Source organism: Paenibacillus sp. YAE3 (assembly GCF_057546105.1).
In genome coordinates this window covers 11715-29133 of the sequence record NZ_BAAIYF010000017.1, presented here as the reverse complement: position 1 = coordinate 29133, position 17419 = coordinate 11715, and the positions used below count along the sequence as shown (strand labels likewise).

General features: G+C 54.6%; 13 protein-coding genes and 1 riboswitch. Of the genes, 1 reads left to right on the top strand and 12 read right to left on the bottom strand.

Annotation, left to right across the window (positions count from 1 at the left end; all coding sequences use genetic code 11):
• Positions 1 to 146 precede the first annotated feature (146 nt).
• From AC27KL_RS24865 to AC27KL_RS24825, 9 genes are all read right to left on the bottom strand, one after another.
• Entirely contained in the window at positions 147 to 1136 is a 990-nt protein-coding gene (locus tag AC27KL_RS24865; protein ID WP_487171455.1) for a hypothetical protein, read from the bottom strand.
• Between the two features lie 28 nt (positions 1137 to 1164).
• On the bottom strand, positions 1165 to 2277 hold the full coding sequence (locus AC27KL_RS24860) for a TolB family protein (RefSeq protein ID WP_487171454.1): 1113 nt from the start codon (positions 2275 to 2277) through the stop codon (positions 1165 to 1167).
• Positions 2278 to 2434: 157 nt separating this feature from the next.
• On the bottom strand, positions 2435 to 3901 hold the full coding sequence (locus tag AC27KL_RS24855) for a sensor histidine kinase (RefSeq protein ID WP_487171453.1): 1467 nt from the start codon (positions 3899 to 3901) through the stop codon (positions 2435 to 2437).
• 132 nt (positions 3902 to 4033) lie between these two features.
• The gene (locus AC27KL_RS24850) at positions 4034 to 5008 is read right to left on the bottom strand and encodes a DUF418 domain-containing protein (RefSeq protein ID WP_487171452.1); all 975 of its coding nucleotides are present in this window, start codon (positions 5006 to 5008) and stop codon (positions 4034 to 4036) included.
• 19 nt (positions 5009 to 5027) lie between these two features.
• Entirely contained in the window at positions 5028 to 6956 is a 1929-nt protein-coding gene (locus AC27KL_RS24845; RefSeq protein WP_487171451.1) for an FtsX-like permease family protein, read from the bottom strand.
• Positions 6931 to 7704 carry an ABC transporter ATP-binding protein gene (locus tag AC27KL_RS24840; protein WP_487171450.1) on the bottom strand — a complete coding sequence of 258 codons (774 nt, stop codon included), beginning with the start codon at positions 7702 to 7704 and terminating at the stop codon, positions 6931 to 6933. The genes AC27KL_RS24845 and AC27KL_RS24840 overlap by 26 nt, the downstream gene beginning before the upstream one ends.
• 172 nt (positions 7705 to 7876) lie before the next feature.
• On the bottom strand, positions 7877 to 8866 hold the full coding sequence (locus AC27KL_RS24835; protein WP_487171449.1) for a sensor histidine kinase: 990 nt from the start codon (positions 8864 to 8866) through the stop codon (positions 7877 to 7879).
• Positions 8867 to 8868: 2 nt separating this feature from the next.
• On the bottom strand, positions 8869 to 9570 hold the full coding sequence (locus AC27KL_RS24830; protein ID WP_487171448.1) for a response regulator transcription factor: 702 nt from the start codon (positions 9568 to 9570) through the stop codon (positions 8869 to 8871).
• A gap of 166 nt (positions 9571 to 9736) precedes the next feature.
• Positions 9737 to 10648 carry a LysR family transcriptional regulator gene (locus AC27KL_RS24825; protein WP_339320929.1) on the bottom strand — a complete coding sequence of 304 codons (912 nt, stop codon included), beginning with the start codon at positions 10646 to 10648 and terminating at the stop codon, positions 9737 to 9739.
• Positions 10649 to 10844: 196 nt separating this feature from the next.
• Here AC27KL_RS24825 and AC27KL_RS24820 point away from each other — a divergent pair, with 196 nt between their 5' ends.
• The gene (locus AC27KL_RS24820; RefSeq protein WP_339320930.1) at positions 10845 to 11747 is read left to right on the top strand and encodes a DMT family transporter; all 903 of its coding nucleotides are present in this window, start codon (positions 10845 to 10847) and stop codon (positions 11745 to 11747) included.
• A gap of 202 nt (positions 11748 to 11949) precedes the next feature.
• Here AC27KL_RS24820 and nagZ read toward each other — a convergent pair whose 3' ends face one another.
• From nagZ to AC27KL_RS24805, 3 genes are all read right to left on the bottom strand, one after another.
• Positions 11950 to 13281 (bottom strand): beta-N-acetylhexosaminidase, encoded by a 1332-nt coding sequence (gene nagZ / locus AC27KL_RS24815; protein WP_487171447.1) that lies wholly within the window; start codon positions 13279 to 13281, stop codon positions 11950 to 11952.
• A gap of 25 nt (positions 13282 to 13306) precedes the next feature.
• A complete protein-coding gene (locus AC27KL_RS24810; RefSeq protein WP_487171523.1) occupies positions 13307 to 14692 on the bottom strand; it encodes a voltage-gated chloride channel family protein in 1386 nt (461 codons plus the stop codon).
• 102 nt (positions 14693 to 14794) lie between these two features.
• Positions 14795 to 14856, bottom strand: a riboswitch (Fluoride riboswitch).
• A 93-nt stretch (positions 14857 to 14949) separates the two neighbouring features.
• Positions 14950 to 17337: a helix-turn-helix domain-containing protein gene (locus tag AC27KL_RS24805; protein WP_487171446.1), complete on the bottom strand. Its 2388-nt coding sequence runs from the start codon at positions 17335 to 17337 to the stop codon at positions 14950 to 14952.
• Positions 17338 to 17419: the final 82 nt, after the last annotated feature.

The window sequence follows — 17419 nt, the reverse complement described above, 5'->3', positions numbered from 1 at the left end:
TTTCCCCTATCCGAATATTCTTTTTATGATCCCAATCCGATTATACATATATTTCCTGATGAAGTCATATTTCGGGGCCGGTTTGTCGAATCCGCAACTTTTCAGACAAAAGCAAAAAGACGCGGACCATTTTCCGCGCCTTCGTTTCAGGATACGAACAAGCTGTTGACCTTCAGATCGATGGAATCCCAGAAGGACTGGATGTCTTTTTTGAGCGGTCCCTGCATGCCGCCGGTTCCTTTTTCGTAAATCACGTCGTTGTTCCGGTTTATGGCGTCGAGGTACTTTTCCACGATAATCGCCGTCTTGGACTCGGGATGGTCGCTGACGAAGGTTCGGTAGCTTTTTTTCACGTCCGGCAGCAGCTTTAACGTCCGGTCATCGATGGCGTCATAGCGGAAGTCGGTCAGATACGTATCCAGATAGGATTTGTACATCTGCAAAACTTCTTTCGCCCGGAGCCCTTGCGGGTGCTCGATCAAATAATATTCGGCTTTGAGGATCCGGTCGCCGAGCTCTTCCCTCGAGACCGCGATCGCCCCGTCTTCGATATAGTTTTTCTCCGAGTCCATCGCTTTCAACGCCAAGTAGCTTCGGATATCACCGGAGACATAACGGCTGTATCGTTGCAGCTTTTTGTAATCGACCTTCCAGTAAAACATGCCTTCCGTATTGCCGAGGGCCAGCCCTCCCGCCATTTGGTCCAAAAGCCACTGCTTGAGCGTATCGTCGCCTTTGATGTTGTCTACGTTCATCGGGTAACCGATTTCGTTCATTTTTTGCGCCGTTTCGGGCTTTGACAGCATCGTATCGAAGTTGTCGTTCAAGCTGGGCAGGTACCGGTCATAAAAATGCTCGAGCTCCAAAATGAGCCGGTCCGCCTGCTCGGGCGTCGTTTGCGGCATGTTGTCGTCCAAAAATCGAATCGTCTCTTCCGCATCCTTCGCCTGCGATGCCAGCAGTTTGAATTGCTCCAGCACGTCTTCTTTCGTTTCGGCCGGCTCCCCGGCGGGAGGCTGCTGTTGTTCATGCTGCCCGGCAGGCGTTTGAACCGTAACCTTTTGGGGACTGCCGCAGCCGCTGACGGCGATCATCAAGGATATCCCCAGCAGCAGGTGAACGCTTTTCCGTTTCAACCTCCTTCGCCCCTTTCCATATCTCTAGTCACTTAAACCGATATATCTCTGTCATCAGTTTGGTTCTTTCCGTCGTCAGGTTCATCTCGGGATGTTCCTGGCTCATCATCAGCCGATCCCCGTCAGGGCTCCAAATCAGGATGCTCTGCAGGTTCGGGTATAACGACACGAGGGTCGTATGGCCCGTCTTCGCGTCCATCACATAAAGGCCCGAGCCGCCCCGCTCCAGGTTGAACATCGAATAGGCCAGCTTGGAACCGTCCGGCGACCAGGCGATTTGCCTGATGAGCCGCCCTTCCGTCAGCCGGGTCGGCTTTTCGGTTGCACCCGTCCTGACAAGCTCAAGCGTATTGGCCTGTTCTCCGGTTTCTTCGGCGACGGCAAGCCGGGAACCGTCCGGCGATACCGAAAAATCGGCCGCACGGGTCCGAATCAGCTCAGGTTCCCCTTCCGCTTTCGGAAACCGTGACTCTTCGATTACGATCCGCAGCTTGTAAAGGTTGTTGTCCCTGTCGATGAAATACCCCGTGAACCGGTTGGGATCTTTCGGGTCGGGGACTGCTTCCACTTTGATGACGTCCTGACCGTCTTTCAGCTTCATCACGGAAGTGACATGACCGTCCAGACCGGCGACGGCAAGCCCGTCGATCTCCGCGAACAGGTACGCCCGATCGCCCAGCCAAGCGCCGCGCACGTTGCCGTTCAGGCTGGACTCGTTTCCGCTTGAAGCTTGCAGCGGAATCTTTTTTAGGCCATCCGCATAAACGAATGAGGCTTTCATCTGATTGCTGACGAACAACATGCCGCCCCCCGGCGAAGGATTGACCGTCAAAGCGTCTTGAACCCCCAGAGCCCTGTCCGGGTCCTTCTCCTTGACGAGCGAATGGACATATAGCGGTTCTTCCATCCACTTCGGTTTTTTCGAGGCGATGATTTCCGTATCCGACAGCCACGCGAAGCCGTAAGCATCTTCGAGGCGGATGATTTGCCCGAGCTCGATCCTGCCGGTTTCCTCGCGGATCGGAGGGTTTTTGACGGTGACGCGCGCGCCGCCGTTTTCGCTGCATCCGGCCAGGATCGCTAGCGAAGCGGCCATGGCCGCAACGACCTTGGCGAGCTTCCGCCCGGCGTTTTTTTTCATTGCGGCCCCCTCCTTTCCCGTTCTCTGCCGGATCGCCCGAGCTTCGATCTGTTTCGAGTATATCGAACAATCGTTTCGAAAATATAATCAAATGTTTCTAACTTGTATCCGTTTTTGAACTTTTATAGCCTGTTTCAATCCCGCCGGAAACATCCGGTCAATGCCTTCGGGCCAGCGGAAACGTGACGATAAACGCCGTCCCTGGACCGTCGGCAGGCGTTTCGATCCCGATCCACCCGTCGTTTTGCAGCGTCAGCTGCTTGACAAGGGCCAGTCCGAGGCCGCTGCCTCCCGATTTTCGCGCACGGTCGTGATTTACGGTGTAAAACGGTTCGAAGACCAGATCCCGCTGTTCTTCCGGAATGCCGACTCCGGTATCGCGAATGCGCACCACCGCGTCTTCCTCCCCGGCTGCATTCGAGACCGTCACCTCCCCTTGGGCGACGTTATATTTAATGGCATTATCCAACAGATTGACGAAAATATGCGTGAGGTTGTTGCGGTCGCCGACAATGACGGCGGGTTCAAGCCGCTGCCGGATCGTGATGCCGAACTGTTCGGCTTTACCCTTCATTCGTGCGCACACATCCGTCAGCAGTTCCTTGAGATCAACCTCCTCCGGATGATGGTCAAACGCATATTTTTCCGCGGCAGCCAGACGGAGAACCCGTTCCACCAGGTCGTACAGCCGCCCCGTTTCCTTTGTGATCGATGCATAGGCATCCTGGATCAATGCGGGATCGTCGGGGTACAGATGCAGCAGGTCGGCGTACGCGCGGATCGATGTCAGCGGCGTTTTGAACTCATGGCTGATGTTATGGATAAAATCCTTCTGCCGCTTTTCAAGCTGGCGCAGCGTTTCCAGCGTTTGCATCAGCTTTTCCTGCTCTGCGTGCAACGACTGCACGTTCGCTTGGATGGCCCGGTTCATCTCGAAAATGCCGCCGCTCAGCTCCCCGAGCTCGTCTTTGCGCTTGAGGCTCGGTTCCGCCAGGTAATCCCCGCGCCGGATGCGCTCGGTCGCATTTTTCAGCGCGTGAATGGCATTGGCCTGCCTGTTCATGTAGATCCATCCGAACATAAACGAAACGATGAGCACCGCCGCTCCGGCGAACAAAAACAGCCTCAACATGCTGCGGTAAAAAAGTTGTTGGCTGCCGACAGAGGTTTGAAAATGGACGACGCCAAGCTGCTGTTGATCGCTGACGACCGGCGCCAAATAATCCAGCACGTCCCCTTGAATTTCATAGGCGATTTTATTTTGCAAGGCAAACGGCAGCGTACGCCGCACATCCGGTTTTTCGGCCATAATCAGCGAATCTCCGGTTGCCTTGCCGTTGGCGTCATACAATATGACCCGCATCCCGCTGACGTTGCCAAGCTCGCGCGCCAAAGCCGGCCCCTGCAAACGCATGAACGCCTCTTTGTCTACCTGCGTTCCCGTGACGTACATTTGCAAGATCCGGTCCTCCGCTACAGCCGCCTGCTGTTCCATCGCATGTTCCATCTCCCGTCGCTGGTTATTGGAGATGCCCTGCAAAACCAGAAAACTCAGCAAACCGATCGCAAACACGAGCAAAACGGCCAAAAACCCCGTTAATTTCCACTTTAAGCTGAAACGCATGCCAAATCCTCCGCTATTCTCTTCGGTCCCCCGCATCCTAAAACGATGCAAAGGCGACAGTTGATCTAAGATTAGCGGAGAAGCGGCATAATTTCAATGGCAGGAACCGGGCCCTTGGCACCCGGGGTTCAATCAAGCTTGCTTGGAATAATGCGGCGGAATTTTCCCGTAAGTGCCGATCCGCCACACCCATTCCAGCGGTCCCATGGGAAAGCGGCTGAGCCACAGCGTGCTGAAAATGGCTTGGATGACCAAAATTTCGATGGCAATCATGGCCAATATCAAATAGTAGGCCTGGCCGCTCAGGTTCAGCACCGCATCCATCGTCAAAATCAGGACGGTTTGCATGATGTAATTGGTTAACGCCATCCGACCAAGCCGGTTCAGCGGCATTAGCCACAGCTTCATGAACGGCAGCTCCAGCAGGAGCGTCAGCGTCGTGACGTAAAACACGTCCTCGGGCAATCCTCCGGCCACCATCGCGATGTCGACCAAACCCGTTGCATCAACGATCCGGGATTCCGCCCATAATCCGAGAGGAATCAGGACAAGGGAGAGGATCATGGCGACGATCCATCGTTTTTTGTGCTGCCGCACGTTTTCAAAAATTTTGTTTTGCCCTGCCCACAACCCGAACAGGAACATCCCCAGGCTGATCCCGATCGGTCCGAGCCAGCAGGCCGAAAGCAGGAAAAGCACTCCGATGGACAAATTGGCGCCCGGTTTCAGCCGGTAAAGCGGAAGCAGCAAAAATCCTAAAATCGCGTAAATCAGCAAAGCTTCGCCCGGTTGAAACTGATGATGCACAAGGCCGAACACGAGCAAAACCAGCAGCCTGCGCACGAACAGCACGTTCGCCTTCTCCCCTCTGGCCCGGGCCCGGGAAACGAACAGATAAAACCCGAGCCCGAACAAAAAGCTGAAAATCGTATAAAAACGGCCGTGCACCGCATCGTTCACAAACGTCAGCAGCCCTTGGTCGAGACGGCTCCAAAACCCGTATTCCGGCGGAACCGGGACGTAGGGAACCATCTGATAAATATTGATGAATATGATGCCGACAAGCGCGAATCCGCGCAAATAATCCAGCGTGTCGATTCTTTTCACGAACATGAAGCTCCTTTCCTTACACCATCACCCTTTTCAGTTTTTGAATGTACCGCGAGCTCACCAAAACGAAATATACGGCTTGCACGACCAGAAAAGCGGCCGAAGCCAGCAGCACGGGCTGGTTCACGTCATCCAAATCGAAGCCTTCGCGCACCCGGTTGAGCACGACCAAAGTTTGGACCGCCGATACGAAGATCGGCGTGAAAAACAGCACCGCAATTTGCACGGTCGAAGATTTGCCCATCTCGCCGGACTGCAGGCCGATTTTGGACATGGCGTTATAGATTTGCTGGTCCTGCCTCAGCTCGGAATGCAGCTTGAAATACAGGAAGCTGGCCGAACATACCGACAACAATGAGGCGATAAAAACGCCGACGAAGCTCATCATGGCCGTCGCCTGTTCGTGCTGGGCGTACATTCCCCCGCGGGAAGACAGCAGGTCCGCCGATTCTCCGCTTACGTTCCGTTCATGGGCCCATTGTTCGAGCTCCAGTCCGACCTTGTATTCTTTGTCGTTTCTGCCCGGCGGCGTTTGGCCGGACCAATCGGGAACCATATAAATGTAAATGGTATAGATCCAATAGCTTCGATCGGCCGGGATCTGCTTGACCAATCCGTCATAGAGGGCGGAACTCACGACGAGAAGATTGGTGCCGGTCACCGGCGAAACCTCTTTTTGCGTACGGATTTCCTTGACGACTTCCAGCCCGGAAGACGGATTTTTCAGCTCGATCGACGAGCCTGCGGACCAGTCCGGGTTATTCCGCGCTTCCTTGTCGGACTGCACCAGGACGGCTTGTTTCCCTTCGAGCGCATCGACCTGTTCAAGCCCCAGCGCATCCGCAATGCTTTTATACACTTCCTCCGACATGACGGTAACGGTGCCTTTTCTTCCGGAGGCTGTCGCAACATAGGATTCGGTTTTGAATTTTTCATAAGTGATGCCTTTTTCTTTCAGTTTTTGGTCGACGGTTTTCAATCCGCTTTCGCCTTGCGCAGGGTCGCTGACATAATACCGGAACGGATAAGGATCTTCGTGGTACATGTTTTGGGTACGGACATTGACGGACATGACAAATGCCACGGCCATGCAGCAAATGGCGGTAACGACGGTCACCATGAACAAAATGACCGCGTTGTCCTTGATTTTATAGGCCATTTCCGAAATCCAGATCAAGTTCGTGCCCCGCCAGGTCAAGCGCCGGCTTTTTTTGAGCATTCGGAACACAAGGACGGTAATTTGCGTGAAAAAGAAATACGTGCCCGCAATCCCCGTTGCCGCCGCGACGGCCAGGCTTTTGTCGACCGTGACATACCCGGCAGCGAGCAGCAATACCCCGAACAGGGAAATCCAAACCGAAACCTTCGGCTCTTTTTTCGGTTTGCTCCCGCCCTTCAGCAGTTCGAGCACGCGGCTCTGGTTGATAAACAGCAGCGTAAAAGCCGATATGACCAGAAACAGCAGCAAAAACGCGCCGACCGTCAAAAGAATCGCTTTGGCCGGAAAATAAAGCCCAAGCTCCTCGATCCCGATCATGCGGGCGCTAAGCGTCAAAAACAGCTTGGACAACAGCAGCCCCGCCAACATCCCGGTAACGATCGACAACGCCCCGATGATCATGTTCTCGACGAAAACGAGTTTGCTGAGCTGGCCCTGGGTCGCTCCCAAAATGGTCAGCAGGCCGAATTCCTTGTTCCTGGCTTTCAAAAAGGAGCCGATCGAATACAGCACGAACAGAAACGCAAAAATATAAATGACGTATTCCATGATGAGCATGACCATCTGCACGTTGGAGCCAAGCTCGGTTTTATCGATATCCGGATGGAAGATGAACAGCGCATACGTAAAAAACACCATGACCATGAAGCAGCTGCTCAGGAAATAGGCGAAATATGCGCGCGCATTCCGCTTGACGTTGTTAAACGCGAATTGAGGAAAGCTCATGAGCCTGACCTCCCAAATACGAAAGCATGTCGATGATTTTCTGGAAAAAGGCTTGCCGGCTTTCGCCCCTGCGAATTTCCCCGGAAATCGTTCCATCCTTGATGAACACGACGCGGTGGCAGTAGCTGGCTGCCTGAGGGTCATGCGTGACAAGCATCATCGTGACGCCGTCGTCTTCGTTAAGCTTCTCCAGCGTCTGCATGACGATCTGCGAAGAATTCGAATCGAGCGCACCCGTCGGTTCGTCCGCCAGCAAAAGCGAGGGTTCCGGAATGATGGCGCGGGCAATCGCGGCGCGCTGCCTTTGCCCGCCCGAAATTTCATACACCCTTTTATTCAAAATCCCTTTGATGCCAAGCCTGTCCGCGATCGCTTCAAGCCGGGCTTCCATCGATTTCAGGCTTTGTTTGTCCAGCGTCAGCGGAAGGACGATGTTCTCCGCCACGGTCAGCGTATCCAGCAGGTTAAAATCCTGAAACACGAATCCGAGCTTCCGCCTGCGGAACAAGGCCAGCTCTTTTTTCTTTAAGGCATGCGGGTTGCTGCCGTTAATCAGCACGGTTCCGGAGCTTGGCGCGTCGATCGTCGAAACCATGTTCAGCAGCGTCGTTTTCCCGCTTCCCGAAGGCCCCATCACGCCGACGAACTCCCCTTTTCGGATGCTTAAGTTCACGTCCGTCAAGGCGCGGGTCGTTACTTTGCCCGGATATACTTTGCTGAGTCCCGTCACTTTTAATATTTCGGTCACAAACATCTCTCCTTCTGGGTTCTCTTCTCTCTATGTATCTCACTTTATAGCATGACCGGCTTCAAAACCATGGATTCTCCTTACCCGAACCTTAAACCTTTGTAAGGTTTTGTTCGAATCGGCCGAAGGCGGCAAAAAAAAGAACGCTGCACGGATGCAGCGCCCTGATAGCTCATGCGGTTTTAAACGTAAACCTAACGGTCGTTCCTTGGCCGGGTTCCGACTCCAACTCCACCTTGTGATCGAGCTTGCGGCACACTTCCCGGACGAGAAACAGTCCCATGCCCGTCGATTCATGGTATTGCCTGCCTTGATTTCCCGTAAAATAGGGATCGAACACCCGTCCCAAATCCTCTTTGGCGATGCCGATGCCTTCGTCGCGAATTTCAAGGACGGCATGCGCTCCCTGCTCAAAGGCATGAAACGCAACCTTCTTGCCTTCGCCTTCCGAATAATTGACGGCATTGACGATGACTTGCCCGAGCACGAACGCCAGCCACTTGGCGTCGCTGATCACGGCAAGGCCAGGCGGAATTTCGATCGCCGGGTAAACCTTTTTCCGGATAAACCACTGCCTGTTTTCGGCGACGGCTTTTTCGACCGCTTCCGCTAGCGGCATGCCCTCCACCTTGAAGTCCTGCTCGAACTTGTCCAGCCTCGCCGTGTATAATGCCATCTCCAGCCCCTTTTTCAGCCGGTCGATTTCCTCCTGCAGCCCGTCCGCGATTTCATCGTCGAGATCCAGATCCTGCAGCGTGAGCTGAATGACGGAAACGGGCGTTTTCATCTGGTGAATCCAGCGGTTGATGAAAGCGGTATGGTTATCGAGCCGCTGCTGCGTGCCGTAGAGCTCGTCTTTGTACAGCTGGAATTGATGGCGAAGCATATCGCTCACCGCCTCGGCCATCGGCGCTTCGCCCAGCCGGGTAAGCGATTGGTCCATGGACTGCTGCGGAGACTCCAGCCGTTCGTACAGCTTCCGATGGGTGTAGTAGCGGTAAGCCAAATATAGCGCCAGCACGACGAAGCTCAGCAGCGCCCCATAAAACACGGTGGACCAAGAATGGTCCTCGACCGCCAACCAATACCACAATCCGACGATCAACATTTGCCCGGCATAAAAAAGGATTAAGGGCAGCTGTTCCCGAAAAAAAAGCTTCATCGTCATTCCTTTCCTTCCAGCCTCAGCATGTATCCTGCCCCGCGAACCGTCTCCACGGGATCATCAAACCCAAGCTCCTTCAGCTTTTTGCGGATTCTCGTAATATAGACGTTCAGGGTATTGTCGTCGATAAAATGCCGGTCTTCCCACATGAGATCCAGCAGGCGTCCGCGGCTGACGACGCGATCCGCTTTCTTCATAAGCGCCTCCACCAGGACCGATTCCTTTTGCGTAAGCTCTACCGACTGCCCCTCGTAAGTTAACATGAACCGCTCGGGGTATAATACCAATCCCGACGCTTCCACCGTCCGTTCCTCGGATTTCGCCGAATAAGAGCCGTATGCCCTCCGCAAATGGCTGCGGATTTTGGCCACGACGACCTCATAATGAAACGGCTTCGTGATGTAGTCGTCCGCCCCGTTTTCAAGCGCCATCACCTGATCCATTTCGCTTTCCCTGGCTGATATGAACAATATCGGGCACGTCGACAGCGTGCGGATTTGGCGGCACCAATAAAAGCCGTCGAACATCGGCAGGTTGACGTCGATCAGGACCAGGTGCGGCCGCACGTCCCGGAAATCGTCCATCACCTTGGCGAAATCTTCGACCGTAAAAGCCGTATAGCCGTATTTTTGGATATGCGTTTTCAATAATGACGCGATTTTCGCATCGTCTTCAATAATGAGAATGTTTACTTGATCCACCGTTTCATCTCCGTTTCAAGCCGTTTCCCGTCTCTATTCGATTTATGCGTACGCTGAACCGTCAACGCTTCCTATCATATACAAGGATCGGAAAAAATCCAACCCGGCGGGATCGCAAAACCGGACGGATCGATGCCCGGCATATCGCCGGGCTGCATTCAAAGCATCACCCATCCGATCGCAAGATGCCGGTCTGGGGCGACGGCTGCCATCCGGTCAGCCACTCTTTGGCGCAGCGGATCAGCTTTTTCGTTGCCGGGGCCGTGTTTTTGGCCGAGTTCAGGGCGATCCCGAGCGAACGGAAGCTTTGGTCCTCCAGCTCGAGCGCGACGATCCGGTTGGTTCGTCCCTGCAAAATCATCTCCGGCAAAATGCTGATGCCCAGCCCGTTCTCCACCATTGCGATGATGGCATAGTCGTCCGAGGCCTGAAACGGGACGGGCGGCTTGATCCGCCCTTTCCGCAACACGCGGCGCACGTCATAATCGCTGCCCTCCTTCGGCATAATAAACGGTTCGTTCGCGATTTGGCCGTAGCGGACAAACGGTTGGTTCGCCAGCGGATGGTCCGGCGGCATGACGCACAGCATCCGATCCTGCCGCAGCGGGATGATGCGGAAGGAGTCCATCGTCGGCAGCGAAACGAATCCGAAGTCGATTTCCCCTTGCAGCAGCCACTCCTCGATTTCATGGTAATCGCCTTCGAACAGTTTGAGCTCGATATGAGGATGCTGGCTTAAAAAACTTCTGATGATCCCCGGCAGCCATTGCACGGAAATGCTCGTAAACGTACCGATTCGGATCGTCCCGGTTTCGATCCCGTTAATCAGGGCCACCTCCTGCTTCAGCTGTTCCTGTACCCGGAGCATGTCCCGGATATAGGTCAGCACCCGCTCCCCGTTGTCCGTCAGCTTCACCCCGGACCGGCTCCGGCTCAGCAAAGAAAATCCGAATTCCGTCTCGAGGCTCTGGACCGCGTGGCTCACGCCCGACTGCGTCAAACCGAGGACCTCCGCGGCTTTCGTCAAGCTTCCCAGATCCACGACCTGCTTCAATATTTCGTATTTTACGAGACTCATCGCACTCACCTGTTCCCAGCAAAATAAGGCTGAAATTTTACATGAATTTTCCTCATGTTTAGAATGATAAACATTCAATTTTCTTATTTTACGATACCATTTATACTGATTCAGGCACAAGGGAAACCGATCGGGTAATGGCATTCGTGCCGGCCGCCAACCTTCATTTTTGACGTAAAGGCAGAGAAATGGGAACATGAAACAATACAAAGCGGATTTGATCATTTTACTGGTGACGTTTTTTTGGGGAACCTCCTATTCGTTCATGAAAATCGGGCTCGATACGCTGGCTCCGTTCAACTTGATCGCGCTGCGGTTCGGCGTCGCCTTCATCGCGGCAGGCATTTTGTTCCACAAAAAACTCCGGCGCGCAGACCGCAAGGCCGTTCAATACGCGCTGCTGCTCGGAACGCTCCTTTTTGGCGTATTCGTCTGCATCATCTTCGGACTGCGAAATACATCGACATCGAACGCCGGCTTCCTGATGAGCATGACGGTCATATTCGTCCCCGTGCTGACGGCGCTGTTCCTGAAAATCAAACCGGACAAGAGGCTGGTCGCCGGCATCGCGGTTGCGGTGGCGGGCATCGGGCTGCTGACGTTAAAGCCGCATGCCGCACTCCAATCCGGGGATGCGCTGTGCATTCTTGGCGCATTGTTTTTTGCAATACATATCATCGTCACCGGCCGCGCGGGGAAAAAAGCGGATTCGGTAACCGTCGGCGTTCTGCAGCTGGGATTTGCCGCGCTTTGGGGCGCCTTGTTTTCGTTTCTTTTCGAGCAGCCCGAACTTCCGAACACCGCCGCTAGCTGGCTTTCGATCCTTGCGCTCGGCATTTTGTGCAGCGCGGTGGGTTTTGTCCTGCAAGCGATCGCCCAAAAATATACGTCCCCGACGCATACCGGCCTCATATTTGCGCTGGAGCCCGTCGTCACTGCCTTTTTCGGGATCTGCTTCCTGAAAGAGACGTTGACCATGCAGGGCTACATCGGAGCCGGGCTTGTCCTCGCCGGCGTGGCCGTATGCGAACTGGACATTCGGAAGCTGCTCGTTGGGCGCAAAAGGCCCGGGAAGTCGTCGTATCATCGGGCGGCTTAAGGATATCGTTCGGCTCGGTCATGCAGATCGGCGCGGCGATTCCTTGTCCCGAGAACATTTAAGCGGAAGCAAACAAGCCCTGCCGGGTGCAACCAGCACCGGTCAGGGCTTTTATGTCGTTCGGCCGCGGGCGGACGGCAATCGTGTACGTAAACCGCAGCGGCCGTTTTTTGACTTAACGTCGATTTTGATCCGTCCGCGATTATTTTCGCAAACCGTATGTTTGAAGCAGCGCCGTCAAATCCTTGTTGATGCTCTGCACATCCGGGCCGGATGCCGGGCGGTCAGTCAATCCGTACGCCTGCTTCAGTTTGAGAATCGCGTAAACCCGGTTGTTCAGCACGTCCTCCGGAATCGTTCCGTCGGCTACCGCTTTTTTCAGGGCGCGGATCGCTGTTTTTTCTTTCTCGACATCATGCCCGACCAAAACGATGTTGCCTCCGGCCAAAATCGCCTCTACCGACGCTTTGCCGATTTCGTAGTTTTTTTCGATCGCGCCCATCGTCATGTCGTCGGAGATGACCACCCCTTGAAACCCGAGCTCGTTGCGCAAAAGATCCGTGATCACTTTTTTAGAAAACGAAGCCGGGTGATCGGGATCAAGCTTCGGCATGAGCAGATGCGCGATCATGACCACATCGGCCTTGTTTTCGACGGCTTCCTTGAAGGGGATGAGCTCCAGCTTCCGGAGGCGGCTCAAATCATGGTTCACGACAGGCAGTCCGATGTGGGAGTCGACCGAGGTGTCCCCATGCCCGGGAAAGTGCTTGACGACGGGAACGACGCCTTCCTTCCGAATGCCCTCCATCGCGGCGATGCCGAGCCGGCTGACCACGTCCGCCTGGTTCCCGAATGAGCGGTCGCCGATGACCGGGTTATTCGGATTGCTGTTTATGTCCAGCACGGGAGCGAAATCCATGTTCAGCCCGAAGCCGGACAACTCGCGCCCGAGCACGGCGCCGATCCCTTGGGACAATGCCTCGCTGTTCTTCGATCCGATCGCTTTGGCGGTCGGCACCTTTGCGAACTCCTTCGGCATGCGCGTCACGCGTCCGCCCTCTTCGTCGACGCTCATCCAAAGCGGCACCGGGTTCGATTGGTTGGCCTCCTTCAGGTCATTAAACAATTTCAGCGCCTGCTTGGCGTTTTCCATGTTGTTTTTATAAAAAATGAAGCCGCCGACATGATAGGATTCGATCAGCTCGCGGGTTGCATCGTTTGCTGCGGTGCCGTCCATGCCTACAAGGACCAGCTGCCCGATCTTTTCGTCCGTATTCATTTTCCCCAGCAGCTCAAGCGCCGGATCGTTCGGGACTTGATTAACGTCCCCCTGATCGTTCCCGCCGTCCTGACCGTTTCCTTTCGAGGCGCCGGAGTCTTCCGAAGCGCCGCCGCTCCCTTGCTGTGCTTGTTGGTTCGATGTGCCTTCCCCCGGTTTGGCCGGTTGAACCTCATCCCGGTTCCCGCCGCATCCGGCCAGCAGCATGACCGCCAGCAGCAAAGCCAAACCGGTCTTCCCTAGTTTTTTCACCATTCAAGGCTCCTTTCGAAAGCAGATATCATCGTCGATCTTCCCCCGTGTCATCCTTCTCGTTACCGTTCGGCATATCCTCTTTTCCGCCTTTTTGTTCGCGCCCCTGGAACAGCAGGTTTTTCCGCGATGCCAGCGTCGTTCCCGGCGGCACGGCAATCCAGTGGCTTTTGGCGGTCCCGATGCGCTGCGAGGTGTAGATCCCGCTGTATCCTGCAAACAAATAACTGATCAGACAAGCGATAAACATGTAGATCGCCCCGTCCGCCCCAAAGAGCTCGATGCCCATCAAAAAGCAGGCGATTGGGGTATGAGTCGCGCCGCAAAACACCGCGATAAAACCTAACCCGGCCAAAAACGGCCCGTACATCTGAAAGACGTCGGCCAGCGTATGACCCAGCGTAGCCCCGATCGCAAACAGCGGCGTCACTTCGCCCCCCTGAAATCCGGCGCCCAGCGTCACCGACGTAAAGATCAATTTCCACAAAAACGCAAAAACAGGCACGTCCCCGTCAAACGAATTCGTAATCAGCGGGATGCTGAGACCCAAATAGGCGCGGGAACCGGCAATATACACAAGGCCGATGACGATCAACCCGCCGGCGCCGCTTTTGAGCGCCGGGTTCGAAAACGCTTTGGCGAACAGCTTTTTCAGCGCATGCGTCAGCTCGCTGAAACAGATGCTGGCAAGCGCAAACAGCAGCGAAGCTGCCGCGACTTTAAGGAGTACGATCAAACTAAGCTCGGGCGCGACCATGTGCGGGTACTGGACATGCTCCACTCCCCATAGACGGGTGGTGACCAGGTGGCCGACGAAACTGGCCGTAAAACAAGGGATGAGCGCTTCGTACCGGATCAACCCGATCGCGATCACTTCCAGGCCGAAGACCGTTCCGGAAAGCGGCGTGCCGAACACCGAGCCGAATCCGCCGCTGATTCCGCACATAAGCAGAATTTTCCGGTCGACCGGTCCGACCCGGGTCCACTTGCCGAATGCTTCGGCCAGGCTTCCGCCCATCTGCACCGCCGTTCCTTCCCGGCCGGCCGAGCCGCCGAACAAATGCGTCACGACGGTGCCGAACAACACGAGCGGCGCCATCCGCAGCGGGATGGTTTCTTTGCCGTCATGGATTTGCTCGAGAATGAGGTTGTTGCCTTTGGCGCTGTTTTTTCCGATTTTCATGTACAAATAGCTGACCAAAGCGCCGCCGGCAGGCAGCAAATATAAAAGCCAAGGGTGCGATTCGCGGGTGTCCGTCGCGTATTCGAGCGCCAGCAGGAAAAGGGCCGAAGCCGATCCGCTTAGGAGGCCGACCGCACCTCCGAGCCAAATCCATTTGATAAAACTCCGGAACAATGCCGCGTGCAAAAATTTCGGACCGCGGCGCCCGTTCGCATGCATCATCTTATCCATCATTTCTGTTATGCCCCTTTTGTTTAACAATATGTATAATTTTTCCTGGCGCGCCGGGCAGGAGCATGAAAATAAACAGACTCCTACCAGTGCGCACGTTCATCACCGGTAGGAGTCATCAGCCTTTTCAGGCGGTTATGGCGAACTCCATCGCCTTTTATTCGCTTGTTTCATTGTATACGAACGGATCGTTTTCAGTCAACAGAAAGCCTGCTTCCGTCCGCTGCCTTTTTAAGACGCTGAAAAGTTGGCTTCGGTTACCCCGCGTCATCGGCGTACGGAAGCATGTTTTCCCGGTATTTGCCCGGGGTGACGCCTTCCAGCTTCTTAAAGGCCCGGATAAAAACGACGTCGCTCGTATATCCGACCATCTGCGCGATTTGGGCATTGGTCAGGTCCTTGTCGCCCATATGCTGCTTGGCAAGCTCGATTCTTTTTCGGACGATCGTGTCGCTGAGATTTTTCCCGCTCTGCTTCTTATAAAAGGTCGAAACGTATTGCGGCGTCATGCCGAAACGGTCGGCCACCATGCCGAGCCCCATGTTCGGGTCGGTAAAATGCCGCTCCACGAACGCCTCCATCTCCTGCAGCAGCTGGGAGCTGTGGTCGGTCCGCTCGGTGACGAGCGACTCGGCCAGCAATTCGTAAAGCTTTTTCGTCCGCTTGTGCATGCCTTCCGCCGTTTCGTACGAAAAAATATCCTTGACCAGATCGATGTCCGGCCCCAAAATGTCATGCTGATCCGTCCCCGTCGCGTTAATGATTTTCAGGAACGTGCTCGTAATGTTAAAGAACAGGCATCGGCCGATCTCCGGCGTAATGCTGCCCGATTCGAAATTCATCGCATAGATCGTATCCAGCAGCTTTAGGACGTTTTCCGTGTCTCCGCTGCGGACGAAGTTGATCAGCTGCACCTCGATGTCGATCGGGTAATAATAGTGGGCATGCACGTTTTTGATGTCCTGGAAATAGATGATCGTGCCGCCGCCCCGGATGATGCGGTATTCGAAGGCAGCCACCGCCTCCGCATAGCTTTCCCCGATGCTTTTCGCTCCCGAGTGGGGAAGCCCTGCGGCCACGGTAATATCCATCTTGAAGCGCTGCTCGATGACCGTTTTGAGGGACTCGCACATCTCCGCGATCACGCGTCCCGCTTCCCCGGACAGCCCCGGATCGAAGTTGTTCAGGAAAGCCAACCGATCGCGGTCGAGTTCGACGGCAAAAGACTTATGCGGACTTGGGATCATATCCGTTCCGATATTCGAGACGATAAAGCGCCCAAGCGCCCATTGTTCCTCGCTTTGCTCCGCATTAAATCCGGCGATGCTGTCAAGCTGCACGACGATGACCGAAAAGTAATCGCTTACAAATTCGATGTCCATAAACCGCAGCGACTGTCCGCCTTTCTCCGACGTATCCACGTCCATCTGTCCGCGAAGGAGGCGCGACAGGTAGTTGGAACGGATCACGGGAGTTTGGCGGGCCAACAGGCTGCGCAGGTTTTTTTCCTCGTGCAGGGAACCCTCGATCGTCTGCAAAATAAAATCGTATTCGTTGACGGACGGCTTGCCGCTCCAGTTTTTCCCGCGCAGGATCGCATTGACTGCTCTCCGCAGCGGGCTGTAATTGCGGTATGTAATCATGAACGCGGCGGACATGCCGACGGCCAGGCATAAGGCGAACAGGATGACGGCCCATTGCTTGATCAAAATGACCTGCTGCATGAACACGCTTCTCGGCGTGACCAGGACGTATTTCCAGCCTTCCTTTTTGGAGGCGGTATACGAAACCATCTTTTGTTCCCCGTTCAAGGTCTGGTTAAACAACCCCCCGCCGCCTTCGATCCGGGACAACAGCTGGGACGGGAGAGGCTCCCGGTCCGTCGCCATGATCGTCCTGCCGTCGCCGTCCACGACATAGATCGAACTGTCGCTTGCGGACTCGATCTGCGCGAACATTTCTTTGATCTGGCTTTCGTCGATCAAGGCGACAAAACTGCCTTTAATGTCTTTCCGGTCGCGTCCGGGAAGGGATTGGGCGAACGTCACGACGTTCAGCGGACTTTTGTCCAGGCTTTCCGTCGGATCGTATTCCGCACGGCGGAGCAGCGTCGCGGTAGGAAGATATGCCATCGTGTGGAAGCTTCCCAGCATCTCTTCCCGCCACTGCTCGTAGGATATGCCTTGATAACTGTAATACATGTCGTAAAACTTTCGCGAATCCGTCATGAGGCCGGACTTTAGAACGAGATCGCTATTTTCGAAATAAACGTAATAATCCAAAATGAAATTCGTGATGTTCCCGGGGCGGGACATCGTATTTTGCATGAATTCGATAAACTTGTAGCGGTCCGGGCTGGACGGATCTCCGCTGAGCTTCAGCAAATATTCCAGCTTCGGATCAAAAATGATTTGCTGCGCCAATTTTTCCACTTCGTTCAATTTACCGTCAAGGGACAGCTTCAGCTGCTCCAGCATCGCCTTATTGGACCGGTTGGCCCCGTTTTCGAGGCTGGCTTCGACCTTGGTGTACAGAAAGGCGCCCATTGAAACGGGTATAAGCAAAAGAACGAGATTCGAGATCAACATCGTCATCCAAACGCTTCTCAGATTGGATATCCCCAGCGGACGAAGCAGCCATTTCAACAAGCATCACCCCTACCTTAATTTGCATTATGCAGCTTACGCAAAAATGAACGATTACGTACATTATAATGCAAGCAGTAAG